Annotated in this window: 13 protein-coding genes; 8 read left to right on the top strand and 5 right to left on the bottom strand. The window is 73.1% G+C overall.

Going from position 1 to position 22,451, the window contains the following annotated elements; translation table 11 throughout:
* The first annotated feature begins 892 nt into the window (after positions 1 to 892).
* Positions 893 to 3,562: an alpha-glucan family phosphorylase gene (gene glgP / locus ACWEMJ_RS27510; RefSeq protein WP_452139827.1), complete on the top strand. Its 2,670-nt coding sequence runs from the start codon at positions 893 to 895 to the stop codon at positions 3,560 to 3,562.
* 200 nt (positions 3,563 to 3,762) lie between these two features.
* Here the strand turns inward: glgP and ACWEMJ_RS27505 are convergent, their stop codons facing one another.
* From ACWEMJ_RS27505 to ACWEMJ_RS27490, 4 genes are all read right to left on the bottom strand, one after another.
* Positions 3,763 to 5,484: an ABC transporter ATP-binding protein gene (locus tag ACWEMJ_RS27505; protein ID WP_452139826.1), complete on the bottom strand. Its 1,722-nt coding sequence runs from the start codon at positions 5,482 to 5,484 to the stop codon at positions 3,763 to 3,765.
* Positions 5,481 to 7,202 (bottom strand): ABC transporter transmembrane domain-containing protein, encoded by a 1,722-nt coding sequence (locus tag ACWEMJ_RS27500; RefSeq protein WP_452139825.1) that lies wholly within the window; start codon positions 7,200 to 7,202, stop codon positions 5,481 to 5,483. The genes ACWEMJ_RS27505 and ACWEMJ_RS27500 overlap by 4 nt, the downstream gene beginning before the upstream one ends.
* Before the next feature lie 71 nt (positions 7,203 to 7,273).
* The gene (locus ACWEMJ_RS27495; protein ID WP_452139824.1) at positions 7,274 to 9,106 is read right to left on the bottom strand and encodes an ABC transporter ATP-binding protein; all 1,833 of its coding nucleotides are present in this window, start codon (positions 9,104 to 9,106) and stop codon (positions 7,274 to 7,276) included.
* A complete protein-coding gene (locus ACWEMJ_RS27490; protein ID WP_452139823.1) occupies positions 9,103 to 10,947 on the bottom strand; it encodes an ABC transporter ATP-binding protein in 1,845 nt (614 codons plus the stop codon). Before ACWEMJ_RS27490 ends, ACWEMJ_RS27495 begins: the two co-directional genes overlap by 4 nt.
* Before the next feature lie 319 nt (positions 10,948 to 11,266).
* On the opposite strand from ACWEMJ_RS27490, the gene ACWEMJ_RS27485 reads away from it, so the two are divergent.
* Genes ACWEMJ_RS27485 through ACWEMJ_RS27475 form a run of 3 tightly spaced genes read left to right on the top strand, consistent with a single transcriptional unit; the run spans position 11,267 to position 14,794 of the window.
* Positions 11,267 to 12,676, top strand: a complete 1,410-nt coding sequence (locus ACWEMJ_RS27485) for a family 2B encapsulin nanocompartment shell protein (RefSeq protein WP_452139822.1) — start codon at positions 11,267 to 11,269, stop codon at positions 12,674 to 12,676.
* A 27-nt stretch (positions 12,677 to 12,703) separates the two neighbouring features.
* Positions 12,704 to 13,897 (top strand): family 2 encapsulin nanocompartment cargo protein terpene cyclase, encoded by a 1,194-nt coding sequence (locus ACWEMJ_RS27480; protein WP_452139821.1) that lies wholly within the window; start codon positions 12,704 to 12,706, stop codon positions 13,895 to 13,897.
* A 36-nt stretch (positions 13,898 to 13,933) separates the two neighbouring features.
* Positions 13,934 to 14,794, top strand: coding sequence for a geranyl diphosphate 2-C-methyltransferase (locus ACWEMJ_RS27475; RefSeq protein WP_452139820.1), 861 nt, complete (start codon positions 13,934 to 13,936; stop codon positions 14,792 to 14,794).
* Between the two features lie 54 nt (positions 14,795 to 14,848).
* Here the strand turns inward: ACWEMJ_RS27475 and glgX are convergent, their stop codons facing one another.
* On the bottom strand, positions 14,849 to 17,050 hold the full coding sequence (gene glgX / locus ACWEMJ_RS27470) for a glycogen debranching protein GlgX (protein ID WP_452139819.1): 2,202 nt from the start codon (positions 17,048 to 17,050) through the stop codon (positions 14,849 to 14,851).
* Between the two features lie 215 nt (positions 17,051 to 17,265).
* Here glgX and ACWEMJ_RS27465 point away from each other — a divergent pair, with 215 nt between their 5' ends.
* The 4 genes from ACWEMJ_RS27465 (at position 17,266) to ACWEMJ_RS27450 (ending at position 21,886) form a co-directional block, all read left to right on the top strand.
* Entirely contained in the window at positions 17,266 to 18,453 is a 1,188-nt protein-coding gene (locus ACWEMJ_RS27465; RefSeq protein ID WP_452139818.1) for a L,D-transpeptidase, read from the top strand.
* Positions 18,454 to 18,618: 165 nt separating this feature from the next.
* Positions 18,619 to 19,878 (top strand): Ig-like domain-containing protein, encoded by a 1,260-nt coding sequence (locus ACWEMJ_RS27460; RefSeq protein ID WP_452139817.1) that lies wholly within the window; start codon positions 18,619 to 18,621, stop codon positions 19,876 to 19,878.
* A gap of 192 nt (positions 19,879 to 20,070) precedes the next feature.
* On the top strand, positions 20,071 to 21,240 hold the full coding sequence (locus tag ACWEMJ_RS27455; RefSeq protein WP_452139816.1) for a L,D-transpeptidase: 1,170 nt from the start codon (positions 20,071 to 20,073) through the stop codon (positions 21,238 to 21,240).
* A 190-nt stretch (positions 21,241 to 21,430) separates the two neighbouring features.
* Positions 21,431 to 21,886 (top strand): ATP-binding protein, encoded by a 456-nt coding sequence (locus tag ACWEMJ_RS27450; RefSeq protein WP_452139815.1) that lies wholly within the window; start codon positions 21,431 to 21,433, stop codon positions 21,884 to 21,886.
* The last annotated feature ends 565 nt before the right edge of the window (positions 21,887 to 22,451 follow it).

The raw sequence follows: 22,451 nt of genomic DNA, 5'->3' as shown, positions 1-22,451 counted from the left end.
CGGCACCGGTGGCGGGTGTGGGCGCGGGCGCGGCGGTGGTGGCCGCGGGGGCGCCGGCGGACCTGACGGTGGTGGTCCGTTTCGACGCGGCCTTGCGAGGGGTGCCCGCCGCGCGCTTCGCGGCCGGTGCGGCCGACCGCCTGCGGGCCGCCGCGGTGCGCGGGGCCGGCACCGGGGGCTCCCCGGTCGACGGTCCGTCAGGGGTGTGGTCCGTCGGTACCGTGGACTGGTCCCGCGTGTCGCCGTGCATGCCAAGCTCCTGCCCGAGATCGGCGGCAGCTCTGCCCGGCGGGCGACGCCGGGAGAGTACCGGGAGGACTGCTGGGTGAGGAAGGACGTGCGGGCCGGGCCGGCCCCGTGTCGACGGCCCCGGCCACCAGGCCCGCCGACCGCCGCAGCGAAACCCGCCGCGCCGAAGGGCACGCGCCCCCGCGCGCGTCGCTCGGTGCACGCCCCCGCATGACCCAACCCACCGGGAAACGACCGGTCGGAGCACAAGGACACGCGAAGACACGGCTGCTGGGCCGAATGGGCTAAGGAGGAGTGAGGGCTCGTCAAAACCGGACCTGCACCGGCCGGAGGCAGCAGGGGACGACCGTCCGATCGCATACCCGGCGGCACCCACGACCTTGTTGCATCCTCGCACCACCGGCAAGAGCTACGAGTCGGTAGGCACTCGGTTCCGGCCGCCGGACCGGGCCGGAGCAGGCACCCGCTACACCTCCGACCCCAGAAGTTCACACCCGACGGCGCGTCTTTTCCCAGCCTGCGCCCCCCGTGCGCCGGGATTTGCCACCACGCGCCCGGAACGATCTCAACGCTGCTCCGAACGGGTGTGGCGACCGCAGTTTGACACCTCGTCAGGCATTCGGGCGGGGCTACCCTTCAAGTCGTGAAGGCAATCCGCAGGTTCACCGTCCGCACCGTCCTGCCCGAACAACTGCAGCCACTGCACGAGCTCGCGCTGAACCTCCGCTGGTCCTGGCACCCCGATACCAGGGAGCTGTTCCGCTCCGTCGACCCGGACGTCTGGGCCGCCGTCGGCGAGGACCCGGTCCGACTGCTCGGCGAGGTGCCCGCCGCCCGGCTGGCCGCGCTCGCCACCGACCGGCGCTTCCTGCGCCGGCTCGGCGACCTCGCCGACGACCTGCGCGACTACCTGACCGGCCCGCGCTGGTACCAGTCGGCGAACGACCCCGGGCTCCCCACCGGCATCGCCTACTTCTCGCCCGAGTACGGCATCGCCGCCGCCCTCCCGCAGTACTCCGGCGGCCTCGGCATCCTGGCCGGCGACCACCTCAAGGCCGCCTCCGACCTCGGCGTCCCGATCATCGGCGTCGGACTCTTCTACCGCCACGGCTACTTCCGCCAGTCGCTCAGCCGGGACGGCTGGCAGCAGGAGCGCTACCCCCTGCTCGACCCCGACGCGCTCGCCGTCACCCTGCTGCGCGAGCCCGACGGCGCCCCCTGCCGGATCGACCTCGCGCTGCCCGGCGGCCGCACCCTCGCCGCCCAGGTCTGGCGCGCCCAGGTCGGCCGCGTCCCGCTGCTGCTCCTCGACTCCGACATCGAGGCCAACCACCCCGCCGAACGCGACGTCACCGACCGCCTCTACGGCGGCGGCAGCGAACACCGGCTGCTGCAGGAAATACTGCTCGGCATCGGCGGCGTCCGCGCCGTGCGCACCTACGCCCGGCTCACCGGCCACCCCGAACCCGAGGTCTTCCACACCAACGAGGGCCACGCCGGCTTCCTCGGCCTGGAACGCATCGCCGAACTCACCACCGCCCACCCCGGCCTCTCCTTCGCCGACGCCCTGGAAGCCGTCCGGGCCGGCACCGTCTTCACCACCCACACGCCCGTCCCCGCCGGCATCGACCGCTTCGACCGCGAGCTGGTCGCCCGCCACTTCGGCGGCGACGCCGCGCTGCCGGGCGTCTCCGTCGACCAGGTGCTCGCGCTCGGCGCCGAGAACTGGGCCGGGGGCGACCCCAAGCTCTTCAACATGGCCGCCATGGGCCTGCGGCTCGCCCAGCGCGCCAACGGCGTCTCCACCCTGCACGGCGCCGTCAGCCGGGAGATGTTCCGCGGGCTGTGGCCCGGCTTCGACGCCCCCGAAGTCCCGATCGCCTCCATCACCAACGGCGTCCACGCGCCCACCTGGATCGACCCCGCCGTGGTCCGCCTCGGCGCCACCGAGATCGGCCAGGAACGCGCCGAGGACGCGATGGCCGTCGGCACCGCCGGCCAGTGGACCGGCCTGGAGCGGATCGGCAACGCGGACGTCTGGGAACTGCGCCGCACCCTGCGCGCCCAGCTCGTCGACGAGGCCCGCCGCCGGCTGCGCGCCTCCTGGCGGCAGCGCGGCGCGGGCGAGGCGGAACTCGGCTGGACCGGCGCCGTCCTCGACCCCGACGTCCTCACCATCGGCTTCGCCCGGCGCGTCCCGTCCTACAAGCGGCTCACCCTGATGCTCCGCGACCCGGCCCGGCTGCGCGCCCTGCTGCTGCACCCCGAACGGCCGGTCCAGATCGTCGTCGCGGGCAAGGCGCACCCCGCCGACGACGGCGGCAAGCGGCTGATCCAACAGCTCGTCGCGTTCGCCGACGACCCCGCCGTCCGGCACCGGATCGTCTTCCTGCCGGACTACGACATGGCGATGGCCAAGGCGCTGTACCCCGGCTGCGACGTCTGGCTCAACAACCCGCTCCGCCCCCTGGAGGCCTGCGGCACCTCCGGCATGAAGGCCGCGCTGAACGGCTGCCTCAACCTCTCCATCCTCGACGGCTGGTGGGACGAGTGGTACGACGGCCAGAACGGCTGGGCCATCCCCACCGCCGACGGCGGCACCGGCGAAGGCGTCCTCGACCCCGAGAGCGCGGAGGCCGAACGGCGGGACGACATCGAGGCGGCCGCGCTGTACGACCTGATCGAGCACCAGGTCGCGGCCCGCTTCTACGACCGCGCGGCGGACGGGCTGCCGCACCGGTGGATCTCGATGGTCCGGCACACCCTGGTCACCCTGGGGCCGAAGGTGCTGGCCGGGCGGATGGTCCGGGAGTACGTGGAGCGGCTGTACGTGCCGGCGGCCCGGGCGCGACGGCAGCTGGCCGGCGGGGCCGGGGACTACGCGGGCGCGAAGGCCCTGGCGGGCTGGAAGGCGACGGTGCGCGACGCGTGGCCGTCGGTGCGGGTCGAACACGTCGAGGCGGACGGGGCGGGGGAGGCCCAGGAGCTCGGCGCGACGCTGGCCCTGCGGGTGCAGGTCGCGCTCGGGCGGCTGGGGCCGGAGGACGTCGAGGTGCAGGTGGTCTCGGGGCGGGTCGACGAGAGTGACCGGATCTCGGAGGCGACGACGCTGGCGCTCAAGCCTGCCGGGGGCGGCCCGGACCTGGACGGGCGGCTGCGCTACGAGGGCCACCTCGAACTGTCGCGGACGGGGCCGTTCGGGTACACCGTCCGCGTCCTCCCGGCCCACCCCCGGCTGGCCTCCGGGGCGGAACTGGGGCTGGTGGCGGTGCCGGCGGAGCTGGGGGGCTTGGAGGCGGGAGTGCTCAGGTAGAAGGGTGCGAAACCAGGGGCCCGGGGATCGGCGGGGTCGAGTTGCTGGTGGCCGGGGGCCTCTGGCGGTCGATCTGTTTCGGGTCAAAGAACGGGGACCCGAAACTTACGGAACGCAAAGCGCCCCCGTGACCAACCGCAGACATGGCCCCGCCGTTCCCCGGGCCCCTGGTTTCGTACCCACCAGCCCTCTTGCCCTCTTCAGCCTTGCCAGGAAGTCCAGAGGCGGGCGTACGGGCCGTCGGTGGTGAGGAGCTTCTCGTGGGGGCCGAGGTCGGTGAGGTGGCCGTGGGTGAGGACGGCCACGCGGTCGGCGTCGTGGGCGGTGTGGAGGCGGTGGGCGATGGCGATGACGGTGCGGCCGGTGAGGGTGGCGGCGAGGGCGCGTTCGGTGTTGCGGGCGGCGGTGGGGTCGAGGAGGGCGGTGGCCTCGTCGAGGATCAGGGTGTGGGGGTCGGCCAGGATGACGCGGGCGAGGGCGAGCTGCTGGGCCTGGGCGCCGTCGAGGCGGTGAGTGGGGCCGAGTTCGGTGTCGAGGCCGTCGGGGAGGTCGTGGTGCCAGCCGACGGCGTCGAGGGCGGCGGTGAGCGCGGGGTCGTCGGCGTCGGGGGCGGCGATGAGCAGGTTGTCGCGGAGGGTGCCGAGGAAGACGTGGTGTTCCTGGGTGACCAGGACGACCTGCCGGCGCAGCCGCTCGGGTGAGAGGTCGGCGAGCGGGACGCCACCGACCGTGACGGCGCCGGTGCGGGGGCGGTCGATGCCGGCGAGGAGGCGGCCGAGGGTGGTCTTGCCGGAGCCGGACGGGCCGACCACGGCGAGGCGTTCGCCCGGCCGGAGGTCGAGGTCGAGGCCGTGCAGCACGTCCGGCCCGTCCGGGTAGGCGTAGCGGACGCCGGTGACCCGGATCCGGTCGTCGGCGGGTTCGAGGCCGGTGGTCGCGGGCGCCGGGGCGGGGGCGGCGAGGCCCTCGACGCGGGCGTACGCGGCGGTGCTGCTCTGCACGGATTCGAGCAGGACGACGATGGTGTCCAGGGGTTCTTCGATGCGTCGCAGGTAGAGCACGGCGGCCACGGCCGCGCCGAGGGTGATGGTGTGGTGGGCGAGCAGGAGGGCGCCGAGCGGGAGGGCGAGGACGACCGGGAGGGCGTAGGAGACGTTGATGACGGCGAAGAAGCGCAGCCGCAGGTTCAGGGTGCGCAGCCGGGCGAGGTTGGCGGTGGTGATGGCCCGCAGGCCCGCGTCGAGGCGCTGCTGCTGGAGGCCGAGGGCGTCGATGGTGCGGGCGCCGTTCGCGGTGGCGGAGAGGGTCTCGGCGAGGTCGGCGCCGGCGGCCCGGTCGGCGAGGTAGGCGGCGCGGGCGCGGCGCAGGTACCAGCGGGCGCCGAGGGTGATGCCGACCAGGCCGACCAGTGCGCAACTGCCCAGCAGGGGGCTGAAGGCGAGGATCGCGCCGAGGATGAACAGCACCTGGGCGGCGGCCACGAAGAGTTCGGGGGCGACGTCCCGGAGGGTCTCGCCGACGGCGGTGGAGTCGGTGGTGCCGCGCGAGGTGAGGTCGCCGGTGCCGGCCCGTTCGGCGGTGGCGGCGGGCAGCGCGAGGACCCGGTCGAGGAGCTGTTCGCGGACCCGGGCGGCGGCCCGTTCGCCGAACCGGTGGGCCAGGTAGCGGGCCTGGCGGCCGGCCAGGATCTGGGCGGCGGCGCAGCCGAGCAGGAGCAGGCCGAGGCGGTCGATGTCGCCGGTGGTGGCGCCGTGGGTGACCAGGTCGATGATCCGGCCGAGCAGCCAGGGGCCGGCCAGGCCGAGCAGCGCGGCGAGGCCGTTGAGGAGCAGGACGGTGGCGAAGGCCCGGCCGTCCTCGCGGACCAGCCGGGTGGCGGCCTGCCGGACCTGGCGGGCGGTGGCGATCGGCAGGGCGCTCATTCGGCCACCTCGGTACGGGAGTCGGGGCCCCGGGTGACCAGGGCGCGGTAGCCGGGCTGGGTGCGGAGCAGTTCGCGGTGGGTGCCGCTGGCGGCGACCTTGCCGTCCACCAGGTAGTGGACGGTGTCGGCCCGGTCGAGCAGCAGCGGGGAGGTGCTGGTGAGGGCGGTGGTGCGGCCGGCCCGGGCGGCGCGCAGGCCGGCGGCCATCGCGGCCTCGGTGTGGGCGTCCACCGCGGAGGTCGGTTCGACGGCCAGCAGGACGTCCGGGTCGGCGGTCAACGCCCTTGCCAGGCGCAGGCGTTGGCGTTGGCCGCCGGACAGGTTGCGGCCGTCGGCGGCGATCGGGGCGTCGAGTCGGCCGCCCAGGGAGCCGAGCACGTCGAGGGCGGCGGCGGTTTCGAGCGAGGCCGACAGGGCGTCGTCGGGGGCGTCGGTGCGGCCGCGGACGGTGTCGCGCAGGGTGCCGGCGAACAGCGTCGCCTCGTTCTCGGCGAGGGTGATCCGGGCCCGGACGTCGGCCACCGGCAGGTCGGTGAGCGGGGTGTCGCCCCAGCGGGCGGTGGTGGCGGGGGTGAGCCGGGCGAGGCGTTCGGCGACGGCGGCGGAGTCGGCGGGGCGGGCCGCGGCGAGCACCGTCAGCTCGCCCGGGGCGAGTCGGACGCCGGACTCGGGATCGATCAACTCGGCAGGGGCGGGCGGGACGTGAGAGGTTCCGAGGTCCGGGTCCGGCGAGAGGTGGAGGAAGTCGGTGACCCGGCGGGCGCAGACCAGGGCGCGGCCGATGTCCCGGCTGTTCTCGATCAGGAAGTACAGCGGCGCGACCAGCACGGCGACGTACGCGAACACCGCCGTCAGCTGGCCCGGCGTCAACTCGCCCTCGACGGTGAGGCGGGCGCCGAGCCAGGTGACGGCGGCCAGCAGCAGCACCGGCAGGCCGCCGCCGAGGGCCTGGATCCAGCTGACGGTCGCGCCGACCCGGTAGCCCTCCTCGCGCAGCGCCCGGGAGTCGGCGCGGTAGCGGGCGGCGAACACGTCCTTGCCGCCGAGGCCGTTCAGCACCCGCAGTCCGCCCGCCAGGTCCTCGAACCGGGAGGTCAGCCGGCCCTGGTGCTCGCGGAAGCGGCCCTCCGCCACCTGTTGGCGGGCCAGCAGCGGACGGAGCGTCAGGGCGAGCACCGGCAGGCCGAGCAGGACGATCAGGGCCAGCAGCGGGGAGAGCGAGAGCAGGATCGCGGCGACCGTCAGGTAGCAGACCACCGCGCCCACGCCGGGGCCGACGAAGGTCAGCGCCATGGCGATCCGGGACACGTCGGAGATGCCGATGGTGACCACCTCGCCGGCCGAGACCTGGCGGGGCAGCGCCGCGCCGAGGCGCACGCTGTGCTGCTGCACCACGGCGATGGTGCGGAAGCTCGCGTCGTTGCGGACCATCGTCATGGTGCGGTGCCGGAACCACGCCAGCACCGTGTTCAGCAGCCCGAACCCGAGCAGCGCCGCCGCCCAGCCGAGCACCGCCCCCGTCCGGCCCGGCCGCAGCCCGTCGTCGACGGCCCGCGACAGCAGATACGGCTGGACGGTCAGGCTCAGCATCCACGCGGTGCCGTAGAACATGCCGGCCAGCGAACGACGGCGCTGGCTGCGGACCAGCCACCACAGGAACCGGAGCGGGCTGCGGGCGTCAGGGGGGCCGGCACGGCCGGCGGTCGGGTCGTCCACGGACCGAGGCTAGTGGCCCCTTCCGGGGCCGGTCGATCGATTTCCGGCGCACCGGTGCCGGGGCACGGCCCCTACACCAGGCTGTCCTTCCAGGTTCGGTGGAGGGTGGCGAAGCGGCCCTCGCCGGCGATGAGGGTGGCGGGGGTGCCGTCCTCGACGATGCGGCCCTGGTCCATGACGAGGACGCGGTCGGCGATCTCGACGGTGGAGAGGCGGTGGGCGATGATCACGGCGGTGCGGCCGGCGAGGACGGTCTGCATGGCGTGCTGGACGGCCTGTTCGCCGGGGACGTCCAGGGAGGAGGTCGCCTCGTCGAGGATGAGGACGGCGGGGTCGGCGAGCAGGGCGCGGGCGAAGGCGACGAGTTGGCGCTGGCCGGCGGAGATGCGGCCGCCGCGCTTGCGGACGTCGGTGTCGTAGCCGTCGGGCAGCGCGGTGATGAACTCGTGGGCGCCGATCGCGCGGGCCGCGGCCTCGATCTCGGCGCGGGTGGCGTCCGGCTTGCCGACGGCGATGTTCTCGGCGACGGTGCCGGAGAACAGGAACGACTCCTGGGTGACCATCACGACGTTGGCGCGCAGGTCGGCGCTGGTGAGGTCGCGGAGGTCGACGCCGTCGAGGGTGACGGAGCCGGCGGTGGGGTCGTAGAAGCGGGCGAGCAGCTTGGCGAGGGTGGACTTGCCCGCGCCGGTCGCGCCGACCACGGCGGTGGTCCGGCCGGCCGGCAGGACCAGGTCGAAGGCGGGCAGGATCTCCTTGCCGTTGGAGTAGGCGAACCGGGCGTCGCGGAAGGCGACTTCGCGGCCCTTGCCGGTGGCGGCGGGCAGCGCGGCGGGCTCGGCGGGCTCGGGGACGGAGGGCTCGTGGGCGAGCAGGCCGGCCATCTTCTCCAGGGCGGCGGCGGAGGACTGGTAGCTGTTCAGGAACATCGCCAGCTGGTCGATGGGGTCGTAGAGCCGGCGCAGGAAGAGCACGAAGGCGGTGAGCACGCCGAGTTCGAGGCTGCCGTCGCTGACCAGCAGGGCGCCGAGGACGACCACGCCGGTGATCCAGATATTGGCGGTCAGCCGGGACAGGAAGACGTACCGGGCCATCTCCAGCAGGCCGTCCGCGGTGGCGGTGGCGGACTGCTGGTTGACGGTGTCGAAGGCCCGGTTGTTGGCGGGCTCGCGGCGGAACGCCTGGACCGGGCGGATGCCGTTCATGGTCTCGGTGAAGCGGACGATCAGCGAGGCCACGGCGGTGCGGGAGCGGCGGTAGACCTGCTGGGAGCGGCGCCGGAAGGAGCGGATGATCAGGTACATCGGCAGGAAGGACACCAGCGAGGCCAGGCCCAGGCGCCAGTCCATCAGGCAGAGCACGACCGTGATGTAGCCGACCGACAGGCAGACCATCAGGAGTTCCTGGAGGCCCTCGGCGAGCAGTTCGCGCAGGGTGTCCACGTCGCTGGTGGCGCGGGAGATGATCCGGCCGGAGGTGTAGCGCTCGTGGAAGTCCAGGCTGAGGCGCTGGGCGTGCTGGAAGATCCGGCCGCGCAGGTCGAGCAGGATGTCCTGGTTGATCCGGGCCGCGAGCCGGATGAAGGAACGTTGCAGCAGGGTGGCGAGCAGGGCGCAGGCCAGGTACCCGGCGGTGACGGCGATCAGCGGGCCGGAGTCGTGCTCGCGCAGGGCGGGGATGCCGCGGTCGATGGCGTACGCGACGAGCAGCGGCCCGGCCTGCAGCGCGGCCTGCTGGAGCAGGACGGCGACCACGGCGACGGCGATCCGGCGGCGGTGCGGGGCGAGCAGCGAGCCGAGCAGGGCGCGCGGGGCGCCGGGCGGGACGGGGATGTCCTGGTCGTCGGCGGCCGCGGGCGGCAGGTCGTCCTCTTCGACGGCGGGTTCGGCGACGGCGGTGGTCATCGGGCCAGCGCCCCTTCCAGTTCGGATTCGCCGGACATCAGGGCCCGGTAGGCGGGAGAGGAGTTCAGCAGCTCCTGGTGGGTGCCGACGGCGGTGATCCGCCCGTCGGCGAGCAGCGCGACCCGGTCGGCCAGCAGGACGGTGGACGGGCGGTGCGCGACGACCAGGGCGGTGGTGTCGGCGAGGACCTGCCGCAGGGCGCGCTCCACCAGGGCCTCGGTGTGCACGTCGAGCGCGGACAGCGGGTCGTCGAGGACCAGGAAGCGGGGCTCGCCGACCACGGCGCGGGCCAGCGCGAGGCGCTGGCGCTGGCCGCCGGAGAGGCTGAGGCCCTGCTCGCCGACCTCGGTGTCCAGGCCGTCGGGGAGCCGCTCGACGAAGCCGGCCTGCGCGGTGGCGAGGGCCCGGGCGAGCTGCTGCCCGTCGGCGCCGGGCGCGCCCATCAGCACGTTCTCGCGGACGGTGGCGGAGAACAGGGTCGGGTCCTCGAAGGCGACGGCGACCTCGCGGCGGAGCTGCTCGCGGGGCAGGTCGCGGATGTCGGTGCCGTCCAGCGTGATCGAGCCGGCGGTGGGCTCGTACAGGCGGGGGAGCAGCGCGGTGAGGGTGGTCTTGCCGCTGCCGGTGGCGCCGACCAGGGCGAGCGTCTCGCCCGGGCGGATGTGCAGGTCGATGCCGGCCAGCAGGTCGGGGGTGCCGGCCGGGGCGTCGGGGTAGCGGAAGCGGACGCCGGTGAAGCGGATGCCGCGGTCGTCGGAGGGGGCGTTGCCGGAGTGCGGGTCGGCGGGCTCCGGCTCGTCCATCACCTCGAAGTAGCGGTTGGCGGCGCTGGCGGCCTCGGCGGAGAAGCCGAGCAGCCAGCCGATCGACTCGACCGGCCAGCGCAGGGCGAGCGCGGTGGACAGGAAGGCGACCAGGGTGCCGACCGAGAGTTCGTCGTGGGCGACCAGCACGGCGCCGGTGGCGAGGGCGCAGCCGAGGGCGAGTTCGGGCAGGCCGACGATGGCCGCCCACAGGTTGCCGAGCAGCCCGGCCTTGCGCAGTTCGGTGTCGCGCAGGTCGGCGCTGTGCCGGTGGAACTCCTCGGCCATGGTGCGGTGCCGGCCGAAGGCCTTGAGGATGCGGATGCCGAGCACCGACTCCTCGACCACGGTGGCCAGGTCGCCGTTCTGGTCCTGGGCGAGCCGGGAGGCGGCCGAGTACCCGGCCTCGAAGCGGCGGGTGTAGGCCATCAGCGGGATCGCCGGGACGAGGGTGATCAGGGCGAGCCGCCAGTCCAGTGCGAACATCAGCGCGGTGCCGGTCAGGAAGACGGTCGAGTTGACCACCAGGAAGACCAGCGGGAAGGCCAGGAACAGCCGCATCACGAACAGGTCCGAGGTGGCCCGGGAGAGCAGCTGCCCGGACGGCCAGCGGTCGTGGAAGGAGATCGGCAGCCGTTGCAGCTTGGCGAACAGGTCGCCGCGCAGCCTGGTCTCCACCTTGGCCAGCGGGCGGGCCACGATGATCCGGCGGACGCCGAACAGGCAGGCCTCGGCGACGCCGAGCAGCAGCAGGGCGATCGCCAGCGGCCACAGCCCGGCCAGGTCGTGATGGGCGACGGGGCCGTCCACGATCGCGCCCAGCACGATCGGCACGACCAGCACGCTGAGCGAGGCGAGCCCGGCGGCGGCCATCGAGCCGAAGATCCGCCAGCGGGCCTCGCGGGCGTACGGCCACAGGCGCAGCAGTGAGCGCACCGGCGATCGGGGTACCGATGCGGGTGAACTTGCGAGGTCGTCGGTTGACGAGTTGTTCGAATCCGCGGGGGTGGGCGGAGCGGGGTTCTGGTTCTCGGCCATCGCCGAGAGGGTAGGCGCTGGCACCGACATTTCTCATCCGCTTTTTTGCCCCTGTCGGCAGGATCCGGCCAGGCCGGACGGGGCGTCAGCGCCGACAGCGGCGCTCCCTGTTGCGCCGTTCGGGTCGCCCGGAAGGTCGCGCGGCGCGGCCGGAAGCCCCCCGGCGCGGGGGCGCACAACCGGCGGGGACCGGCGTGAGAGGCGCACGGCGGACGATTTGCCCACCCCGAGCGCCTGCTTGCAGGCCCCCTGGCCCGACAGTGTCTGATCTGGCCGAAGTGATCGCGGTGGATCACCCGACGCAGCCAGGAGACCCAGCATGTCGGTAGAGACCGAGCACGTCCCCGAGGAGCGGGCCCCGGCACAGCGGAGCCTGAGCACCACCGCGGCGCGCAACCTCGCCACCACCACCAAGTCCAAGCCGCAGATGCAGGAGATCAGTTCGCGCTGGCTGCTGCGCAAGCTGCCCTGGACGCACGTCTCGGCGGGCACCTACCGGGTCAACCGGCGGCTCACCCACGCGGTCGGCCGCGGCCGGGTCTCCTTCGTGCAGACCGGCCTCCGGGTCGAGGTGTCCGGGCCCACCCTGACCGAAGTCCCGGCGCTGCGCGGCTTCCAGGACTACGCGGTGCTCAACGAGCTCGCCGGGCGCTTCGTCCAGCGCGGCTTCGCCGCCGGCGAGGTGCTCGTCCAGCAGGGCGCCCCGATCACCGAGGTCTTCCTGATCGCGCACGGCAAGGTCGAGCGGATCGGCACCGGCAAGTACGGCGACGACACCGTGCTCGCCGTGCACGCCGACGGCGACCACCTCGGCGACGAGGCGCTCACCGCCGCCGACGGGCGCTGGCCGTACACCCTGAAGGCCGCCACCGCCGGCACCGCGATGGCGCTGCCCTGGCCGGCCTTCCAGGAGATCGTCGACCGCTCCCCGGCCCTGCAGGGGCAGCTCGCCCTCCACCAGGCCGGGCAGGCCGCCGAGCAGAACGCGTACGGCGAGGCGGAGATCGGGCTGTCCGCCGGCCACCGGGGCGAACACGAGCTCCCCACCGCCTTCGTCGACTACGAACTCGGGCCGCGCGAATACGGGTTGAGCGTCGCCCAGACGGTGCTGCGGGTGCACAGCCGGGTCGCCGACCTGTACAGCAGCCCGATGGACCAGACCCAGGAGCAGCTGCGGCTGACCGTCGAGGCGCTGCGCGAGCGCCAGGAGCACGAGATCGTCAACAACCCCGAGTTCGGGCTGCTCGCCAACTGCGCCTTCGACCAGCGGATCCAGACCCGCGACGGCGCGCCCACCCCCGACGACCTGGACGAACTGCTCGCGATGCGCCGCGACACCGACTACCTGTTCGCCCACCCGAAGGCGATCGCCGCGTTCGGCCGGGAGGCCAACCGGCGCGGCGTCTACTTCTCCACCACCGAGGTCAACGGCCACCCGGCGCCCGCCTGGCGCGGCATCCCGCTGCTGCCCTGCGGCAAGATCCCGGTCCGCGCCGGCAGCACCTCGATCCTCGCGATGCGCACCGGCGAGCACAACCAGGGCGTCATCGGCCTCACCCAGGTCGGCATCCCCGAGGAGATCGAGCCCGGCCTGAACGTCCGCTTCATGGGCATCGACGAGAAGGCCGTCGTCAACTACCTGGTCTCCGCCTACTACTCCGCCGCGATCCTGGTCCCCGACGCCCTGGGCGTGCTGGAGAACGTCGAGGTCGACCACCCCCGGTCCTGACCGCCCCCACGCCGAAAGACGACCGACATGCCCTCACTGCTCACCCGGACGCTCGCCCCGCACGGCACCCACGAGCTGGCGGCGCTGGTCTCCGCCATCCTCACCCACCCCGACCGCCCCGCCCCCGGCCGGCTCACCTGGCACGCCCCCGGCCCCACCGGACTCGGCACCACCGGCCTGCTCTCCCACCGCCCGACCGTCCCGAACCAGCAGACCGGCGCGACCGACGACATCGTCCGGGACGCCCCCGCCGCCCGGCCGATCACCAACGGCAAGGCCCCCGCGCTGTACTGCCCGCCCGCGGTGCGCGACGACCCGGCGCTCGGCGACCTGGTCAACGAGCGGCTGATCGAATGGGCCGAGGGGATCGGCATCTACCCCGGCCGCACCGACATGCTCCGCAAGGCCAACTTCGGCCGGCTGATGATGCTCGGCCACCCCGAGACCGACGACCCCGACCGGCTGCTCGCCGCCGCCAAGTGCGGCCTGTCCGAATGGGCCGTCGACGACCACATCGTCGACGCCGAGGTCGAGGAACCCCAGCACGAGGTGCTCGGCCAACGGCTGGCGATCTGCCACTCCACCATCGACCAGGCCCACCTGCCGCGCCGCTACGCCCCCCAACTGGAGGCGCACGTCCAGCAGGACCCGGTCGCCAAGGCGCTGCGCTCCGCCCTCGACGGCCTCGCCCCGTACGCCAGTTGGAACCAGATCCGGCGGCTGCGGCACGAACTGGCGATCATGTTCGTGGCGTACGGCCAGGAAGGCATGTGGCACACCACCGGGCACCGCCCGCCGGTGTGGGAGTACCTGATGCACCGCCACGAGAACTCCTTCATCCCGTGCATGGTGCTGGTCGACGCGATCGCCGGCTACGAAGTCCCGCAGGCCGAGTTCGCCGACCCCGCCGTGCGCCGCGCCTTCACCCTGGCCGGCACCGCCACCGTGCTGATGAACGACCTGTACTCGATGGGCAAGGAAGACCCCAGCGACTTCAGCCTGCCGATGCTGATCGCCACCGAGGAGGGCTGCTCGCTGGAGGAGGCCGTCCAGCACAGCGTGGCCGTCCACGACGAACTGATGCACACCTTCGAGGCCGAGGCCTCCGCCCTCGCCCTGACCGGCTCGCCCGAGCTGCGCCGCTTCCTGGCCGGCACCTGGGCCTGGGTCGGCGGCAACCGCGAGTGGCATGCGGGCAGCGCCCGCTACCAGACCGACTGACCCACGTCCACCCGCCAGTTGAGGAGCACGCCGTACATGACCACCACCGTCCCGAGCGCCACCAACGTGCTGCGCACCGCGTTCCAGAAGTCGGTCGCCAACTACTGGAACCTGGAGAAGGACCCGGTCAACATCAAGCTCGGTGAGGTCGACGGCCTCTACCACCACCACTACGGCCTCGGGCCGGTCGACCCGGCGGTGTTCGAGGGCCCGGACGAGACCCGTGACGAGCGGATGATCGAGGAGATGCACCGGCTGGAGACCGCCCAGGCCGACGTGCTGCTCGACCACCTCGGCGACATCGCGCCCACCGACGCGCTGCTGGACGCCGGCTCCGGCCGCGGCGGCACCAGCATCATGGCCAACCTGCGGTTCGGCTGCGAGGTGGACGGCGTCTCCATCTCCGAGCAGCAGGTGGCGTTCGCCAACGGCCAGGCGCACGAGCGCGGCGTCGCCGACCGGGTCCGCTTCCACTTCCGCAACATGCTGGACACCGGCTTCGAGACCGCCTCCCGCCGGGCGATCTGGACCAACGAGACCACCATGTACGTGGACCTGTTCGAGGCCTTCGGCGAGTTCTCCCGGCTGCTCGCCCCCGGCGGCCGCTACGTCTGCATCACCGGCTGCTCCAACGACGTGATGGGCCTGCGCTCGAAGGCCGTCAGCCGGATCGACGAGCACTACATCTGCAACATCCACCCGCGCAGCCAGTACTTCAAGGCGCTGGCCGCGAACAACCTGGTGCCGATCAGCGTGGTCGACCTGACCGCCGACACCATCCCGTACTGGGAGCTGCGCGCGCAGTCCTCGGTGGCCACCGGCATCGAGGACCCGTTCCTGACGGCGTACAAGGAAGGCAGCTTCCACTACCTGATGATCGTCGCCGACCGGGTCTGACCCACCGGTACCGACGGCGGGCCCGGGACGCCGCCCGGGCCCGCTGTCATGCCGTCAAGCCGTCAGCAGCATCGCCGAGCGGCCGGCCAGGGTGACCGCGGAGAGCGCCGCCGGCCCGGGCGGCCCGGCCAGCGCGGTGTCGACCAACGGGCGGTGCGGGCCGGGCAGGGTGAAGCGGCGCGGCTCGGCGTCGGCGTTCAGCAGCAGCAGGAAGTCGGCGTCGCGCACCTGGCGGCCGTGCTGGTCGCGTTCGGCCATCGCGGAGCCGGACAGCCGCATCGCCAGCGCGTGGGTCGGGGCGAACCAGTCCGCCTCGGTCATCTCCCGGCCGGCCGGGGTGAGCCAGGTCAGGTCCCGCGGCCCGCCCGGCCCGGCGGGGCGGCCGGAGAAGAACGCCCGCTGCCGCAGCACCGGGTGGCGGCGGCGCAGCCGGATCAGCCGGGCCGTCAGGTCGGCCAGCGAACGCCACTCGGGGTCGTCCAGCAGCGACCAGTCCAGCCAGCCGGTCTCGTTGTCCTGGCAGTAGGCGTTGTTGTTGCCGTGCTGGGTGCGGCCCAGCTCGTCGCCGGCCGTCAGCATCGGCACGCCGCTGGACAGCAGCAGGGTGGTCAGCAGGTTGCGCAGCTGCCGCACCCGCAGCGCGCGGATCGCCGGGTCGGACGTCTCGCCCTCCCGGCCGTGGTTCCAGGAGCGGTTGTCGTCGGTGCCGTCCCGGTTGTCCTCGCCGTTCGCCAGGTTGTGCTTGCGGTCGTAGGAGACCAGGTCGCGCAGCGTGAAACCGTCGTGCGAGGTGACGAAGTTGACGGACGCGTAGGGCCGCCGGCCGCCGCGCTGGTACAGGTCGGAGGAGCCGGCCAGCCGGGTGGCCAGCTCGCGGACGTCCGGCCGGGCGCCGCGCCAGAAGTCGCGCACGGTGTCCCGGTAGCGGTCGTTCCACTCGCCCCACAGCGGGGGGAAGCCGCCCAGCTGGTAGCCGCCCGGGCCGACGTCCCACGGTTCGGCGATCAGCTTGACCCGGCTCAGCACCGGGTCCTGCGAGAGCGCGGCCAGGAACGGGTGCTCCATCTCCACCGCGTCGCCGCCGCGGGCCAGCGCCGCCGCCAGGTCGAAGCGGAAGCCGTCCACGCCCATCTCCGTCACCCAGTACCGCAGCGAGTCGGTGATCAGCCGGATCACCTGCGGGCGGCGGGTGTCCAGCGTGTTGCCGCAGCCGGTGTAGTCGGCGTAGCCGCGGCGGGAGCGGTCCAGCCGGTAGTAGCCGGCGTTGTCGATGCCCCGGAAGGACAGCGCCGGGCCCATCGTCCCCGCCTCCGCGGTGTGGTTGAACACCACGTCGAGGACCACCTCGATGCCCGCCGCGTGCAGCGCCCGCACCATCCGCTTGAACTCGCCGACCTGCTGGCCCCGGCTGCCCGAGGACGAGTAGCCGGCGTGCGGCGCGAAGAACCCGAGCGTGTTGTAGCCCCAGTAGTTGCTCAGGCCGCGCTCCTGCAGGTGGTCCTCGCTGACGTGGTGGTGCACCGGCAGCAGCTCCACCGCCGTCACGCCCAGCGCCGTCAGGTGCCCGATCGCCGCCGGGTGCGCCAGGCCCGCGTAGGTGCCGCGCAGCTCGGGCGGGACGCCGGGGTGGCGCATGGTGAAGCCGCGCACGTGCAGCTCGTACAGCACCGTCTCGGCCCACGGCGTCTTCGGGCGCCGGTCGTCGTACCAGTCGTCGGCGTCGTGCACGACCACCGCCCGGGGCACGTACGGCGCGGAGTCCCGGTCGTCCCGGACGGTGTCCGCGACGTCCCGCTCGGGCCAGTGGCGGACGGCGGAGCTGACTGCCCCGTGGGTGACGCAGGGGCCGTCGATCGCGCGGGCGTACGGGTCGAGCAGCAGCTTCGCCGGGTTGTGCCGCAGGCCCGTCCACGGGTCCCACCGGCCGTGCACGCGGAAGCCGTAGCGGGTGCCGGGGAGGACGCCCGGCAGGTAGCCGTGCCAGGTCTGGTAGGTCTGCTCGGTCAGCCGGTGCCGGCTCTCCCGGCCGTCCTCGTCGAACAGGCAGAGGTCGACGGCCTCCGCGTTCGGCGCCCAGAGCGCGAAGTTGGTGCCCCGGCCGCCCGCGCCGTCGGCGCGGAACCGGGCGCCGAGGGGCTGCCAGCTGCCCGGCAGGGGCGGGTCGGGGGCGGGCCGGGGCGCCGAGCCGTTCAGCCGGGCGGCGGCCTGCGCCCCGGGCGTCGTGCCGTCCGCGTCCAGCTCGTGCCACGTCGTCATCGCGACCCTCCCAGCCGTCCGGGGGCCCGGCCCCGTTCCTCCGGTTGTTCCCTGCGCGGCGGCACTCGGCACCCCGGGGGCGCAATGCGTGACGCACCGTGATCAATCCTGTGCCCGGCGGAGCCGGGTGGGGAAACCCTCCGGTCGTGTCCGGGGGCCGCGATCGGTCGTTGTGCCCGGCATCGGGTGGTTGCGGACGACAGCGGGAGGACGGCATGCGCGCCGCGGTACGGCTCTGGGCTCGGCGGGCGGCCGTCGTCCCACTGGTCCTGCTGGCGGGCTGCTCCGGCTGGAGCGGTTCCTTCGACGGCGGCCCGCCGGTCTCCCGCGCCCAGCTGGCGATCGGCCCGGCGGACGGCGCGCAGGGCGTCCCGGTGGACGGCGCGGTGCGGGTGACGGTCGCCCGGGGCCGCCTGCTGGAGGTCCGGATGGCCGACGACCGGGGCGCCCCCGTGGCCGGCACGCTCACCGCCGACGCCACCGCCTGGACGCCCGACGGGCGGCTCGCCACCGCCACCGCCTACACCGTGGACGCCACCGCCGTGGACGCCGACGGCCTGCGCGCCGTCCAGCACGCCGCCTTCGCCACCGTGCCGCCCGAGCACACCTTCGTCGCCTTCTTCACCCCCGAGGACGGCTCCACCGTCGGCGTCGGCATGCCGGTGTCGCTGCGCTTCTCCCGCCCGATCGAGAACCGGGCCGCCGTCGAGCGGGCCGTCTCCGTCAGCTCCGACCCGCCGCAGGAGATCGCCGGCCACTGGTTCGGCGACCAGCGCCTCGACTTCCGGCCGCACGGCTACTGGCCGCCCGGCACCAGGGTCACCCTCGGGCTGCGGCTGAAGGACGTGGAGGCCGCGCCCGGCTACCTCGGCACCCAGACCAAGGACGTCCGCTTCACCGTCGGCCGGGCGCTGATCGCCACCGTGGACCTGGACCGGCACGTCATGGCGGTGCGTCAGGACGGCCGCCTGGTCCGCACCCTGGAGGTCAGCGGCGGCAGCCCCGAACACGCCACCTACCTGGGCACCATGGTGGTCTCCGAGCGCTTCGAGGTGACCCGGATGAACTCGCAGACGGTCGGCCTCGGCGACGAGTACGACATCAAGGACGTCCCGCACGCGCTGCGGCTGACCACCTCCGGCACCTTCGTGCACGGCAACTACTGGTCCGACCGCGCCGTGTTCGGGGCCGCCAACACCAGCCACGGCTGCATCGGCCTGGAGGACAGCAAGGAGACCGGCGCCGAGACCCCCGCCGGCTGGCTGTACCGGCACTCCCTGGTCGGCGACGTGGTGGAGGTCCGCGGCTCGCACGGCGACCGGGTCGCGCCCGACAACGGCCTGAACGGCTGGAACCTGCCATGGTCGGAGTGGACGGTCGGACGGACCACGGCAGTTCACTGAACCGGCACCCGGCTCCCTCCGAAGATTCACTCAGCTTCGCCGGTTATCCTTGCCCCCGCGCGCGCCCGACACGCTCGGGAACGCGGTGGGTGCGGCGGATCCGGCGGAACCGATTCCGGGCGTTCGCACGTGTATCGCTGTGCAGACCTGGAGGGGAGCAGCGCGGTGAAGGCGGATCAGAAGGCCGGGGCGGGGACGGTCGGTGCCGGGAACGGACGGCGGGCGCGCCGGGCCGCGGCGGCCCTGCTGGTGGGCGGCGTGCTGCTGCTCGGCACGGCCTGCGGCAGCGGTGGCGGCGGCGGCTCGACCGACGCCAAGGGCGAGGGGGGCGGCGGCAGTTCCTCGTCCTCCTCGGGCGCGCCGAAGGTGTCCGCGGCGCAGCTGACGGTCACTCCGGCCGACGGCGCGGCGGACGTGGCGCCCAAGGACGGCCTGCAGGTGGCGGTGGCCGGCGGCAAGCTGACCCAGGTCGCGGTGACCGACAAGAACGGCAAGGCGGTGGCCGGCGAGATCGCCGCCGACGGCCTGGGCTGGAAGCCGACCGAGCAGCTGGCGGTCGGCACCACGTACACGGTGAACGCGCAGGCGGTGGACCCGGGCGGCCTGGTGGCCGCCTCCACCACCACCTTCACCACGCTGACGCCGGCCAAGAAGGTCGCCACCAACGACAACATCGCCGACAACGGCACCTACGGCGTCGGCATGATCGTCTCGGTGAACTTCAGCAAGGCCGTCAAGAACAAGGACGCGGTGCTGGCCGGCATCACCGTCGAGGGCTCGGACGGCACGGTGGCCAAGGGCCACTGGTTCGGCGCCTCCCGGCTGGACTTCCGGCCGGAGAACTACTGGAAGCCGGGCACCAAGGTCACCGTCAAGTACCGGCTGAAGAACGTCGAGGTCGCGCCCGGCCTGTACGGCGACATCGACAAGGACGAGCCGTTCACCATCGGCCGCTACCAGGTCTCCACGGTGGACGCCGCGACCCACATGATGACGGTCTCGCACGGCAGCGGCAGCGGCGGCCAGAGCATCCCGATCACCGCCGGCAACGACCAGAACCCGTCCTGGAACGGCACCATGGTGATCTCCACGAAGGAGAAGGTCACCCGGATGAGCTCCGCGACGGTGGCCAACGTCAAGGGCGACGAGTACGACGTCCCGGACGTGCCGCACGCGATGCGGCTGACCACCTCCGGCACCTACGTGCACGGCAACTACTGGGGCAACGCGTTCGGCAAGTCGAACGCCAGCCACGGCTGCATCGGCGTCGCCGACGCCAAGGGCGGCAGCGACGGTTCGGCGGCCGGGAAGTTCTTCAACTCCTCGATGGTTGGCGACGTCGTGAAGATCGTGAACTCCAAGGGCAAGACGGTCGCGGGGGACAACGGTCTCAGCGGCTGGACCGTCCCGTGGAGTCAGTGGTAGTCGCACTCCAACTGACAGTGACGGCCCGGCGGTTGATGATCGCCGGGCCGTCGGCCGTTCGTGACCGTACCGGGACACTTCCCGCGCAACGTTTCGCGTTGTCGGCCCGTCATAAGAATCGAAAGACCTGTCAGCCGACAGGCAGGTGTGTGGGGAGAGCGGAACGTGAAGGCTATACGCGGGGGTTACGCGGTGGGTGCGCTCGCAGGCGCCCTGGTGCTGATGGCCACGACCGGGTGCAGCACGGACGCGGCCAAGGCCGACAGCCCGCAGGCGGCGGCGTCCAGTCCGGCCACGCCGACCGTGTCGGCCGCGAACATCGCCATCGAACCCGCCAACGGCGCCACCGACGTCAAGACCAGCGGCGCGGTCAAGGTCTCCGCCAACGGCGGCAAGCTGACCTCGGTCAAGGTCACCGGCCCCGACGGCATCGAGGTGCCGGGCGCCCTCGCCGCCGACGGCGCCTCCTGGACGCCGTCCGGCAACCTCAAGATCTCCACCGCCTACACGGTGGACGCGCTCGCCGCGGACTCCCAGAACGTGGTCGCCAACGCGCGCTCCACGTTCACCACCCTCACCCCCGACAAGGACGCCGGCGTCAGCGACAACATCGCCGACAACGGCACCTACGGCGTCGGCATGATCGTCTCGGTCCGGTTCAACCGGGCGGTCAAGAACAAGGACGCGGTGCTGGCCGGCATCACCTTCGAGGCCGCCGACGGCACGGTGGTCAAGGGCCACTGGTTCAACGACAAGCGGCTCGACTTCCGCCCCGAGAAGTACTGGAACCCGAACACCAAGGTCACCATCCACTACAAGCTCAAGGACGTGGAGACCGCGCCCGGCGTGTACGGCGGCGTGGACAAGGACGAGCCGTTCACCATCGGCCGCTCCCAGATCTCCACCGCCGACGTCAACACCCACCGGATGACGGTCGTCCGGGACGGCCAGGAGACCGACTCCATCCCGTTCACCGCGGGCAAGCCCGGTTTCGACACCTGGGGCGGCTCGATGGTGGTCGAGGGCATGGAGGGCACCACCCGGATGACCTCCGCCGGCGTCACCAAGTCGGGTTCCGGCGACGAATACGATCTGGTGGTTCCGCACGCCATCCGGTTGACCGACAGCGGCACCTACGTGCACGGCAACTACTGGGGCGCGGGCGTCATCGGCCGCTCCAACGCCAGCCACGGCTGCATCGGCCTGACCGACGTCGAGGGCGGCAGCGGGAGCACTCCGGCGGGCAAGTTCTACGCCTCCACGCTGGTCGGCGACGTGATCACGGTCGTCAACACCAAGGGCGACATCGTCGACCCGGGCAACGGACTGGGCGGCTGGAACCTCTCCTGGTCGAAGTGGTGATCGTCGGGCACTCGTTCGGTTGCTGACGGCATATGCCAAAAGCGCCGTGATCGTTTGCTCATTGTCCGTACGCGGCCGCCCACGTTCCGCAATGATGGGCCCCATGGCGGGATGGGGCGAAGCGGAACGGTCATCACTTCCACTGGTCGACACGCGCGGTGCCGGCTCCTCAGGAGCCGGCACCGCGGTCGTGCTCGCCGATCTGGAACGGATGACCGCGGACGAGATGGAACACGTCTTCCTCGGCGTGCTCGGCGATCCGGACACCGCGGAGGAGGTACGGCTGCCCTCCCGTCCGGAATCGGCCGGGGTGGCGCGGCGCCTGGTGCTCTCCGTCTTACAGTCCTGGGGCCTCCACCACCTGCTGGAGCACGGGGAGTTGCTTACCGGCGAGCTCGTCGCCAACGCCGTGCGGCACGCCGGCGGGCGGATGATCGGCCTCAAGGTCGCCCGGCGGCCCGGCTGGCTGCGGATCGAGGTCCGGGACTCCTCGCGGGCGATGCCCTGCCTGATCGTCGCCCCCGAGACCGGCCGCTACCAGAACGGCCACGGCCTGCGGGTGGTCGACGAACTCGCCGACCGCTGGGGAGCGGACCTGCTCCCGCGGGGCAAGGGCGTCTGGTTCGAGCTGCGCACCCGGGTCTGACCTTTTTCGTCTGCAAAAACGATGCGGGGCCCCTGTCCGCGGTTGTTCGCGGTCCGGGGCCCCTGCGCGTCACCCGGCAGCCAAGGGGGTGCGTGCCGCCGAGTGGAAGTGGCCGAGCGATACCGCCCGACACCCATAACTATCGCACGTCTCCGGGCCAAAAACAACCTGAAACCAAGGCTGAAACCCCCACTCAACCTTAGGATTCCAGGTTCCCCTCAAATCATCTCACAATCCGGACGCCCCACACCATCCCCCGAAAGTCCCCAACCCCCGGGACCTTCTAGCCATGGCCGGGACGGGAACCCTGCGGGCGGCCTTCGGCGGCGGCTTCGCGTAGCGGGGCAGCGGACTGGAGGAGGCCCTGCGGGCAGCCCGCGAGGTGGCTTCGAACCTGCGGGGCACCGGGCGAAGCGCCGCTGCGGGGCTTCCGGCGCAGCCGCGAAGGCCTTGCTGCGCGGCGGCATCGACGCCGGGGCCCCGGCCGGGAGGCGTCCGGCGTGCCGTGCCCTGCGGGCGGCGTTCGGCGGCTCCGCGCAGCGGGCCCCTGCGGGGAGCCGGCTGC

This window comes from Kitasatospora sp. NPDC004531 (assembly GCF_053602195.1).
The sequence above is the reverse complement of the archived record's forward strand: the minus strand, read 5'-3'. Positions and strand labels throughout refer to the sequence as shown.

Coding starts and splice junctions, on each gene's coding strand:
- ACWEMJ_RS27490 (WP_452139823.1), bottom strand. CDS start 10,947: ATGGCCGAGAACCAGAACCCCGCTCCGCCCACCCCCGCGGATTCGAAC.
- glgX (WP_452139819.1), bottom strand. CDS start 17,050: ATGACGACGTGGCACGAGCTGGACGCGGACGGCACGACGCCCGGGGCG.
- ACWEMJ_RS27495 (WP_452139824.1), bottom strand. CDS start 9,106: ATGACCACCGCCGTCGCCGAACCCGCCGTCGAAGAGGACGACCTGCCG.
- ACWEMJ_RS27485 (WP_452139822.1), top strand. CDS start 11,267: ATGTCGGTAGAGACCGAGCACGTCCCCGAGGAGCGGGCCCCGGCACAG.
- ACWEMJ_RS27505 (WP_452139826.1), bottom strand. CDS start 5,484: ATGAGCGCCCTGCCGATCGCCACCGCCCGCCAGGTCCGGCAGGCCGCC.
- ACWEMJ_RS27480 (WP_452139821.1), top strand. CDS start 12,704: ATGCCCTCACTGCTCACCCGGACGCTCGCCCCGCACGGCACCCACGAG.
- ACWEMJ_RS27465 (WP_452139818.1), top strand. CDS start 17,266: ATGCGCGCCGCGGTACGGCTCTGGGCTCGGCGGGCGGCCGTCGTCCCA.
- ACWEMJ_RS27475 (WP_452139820.1), top strand. CDS start 13,934: ATGACCACCACCGTCCCGAGCGCCACCAACGTGCTGCGCACCGCGTTC.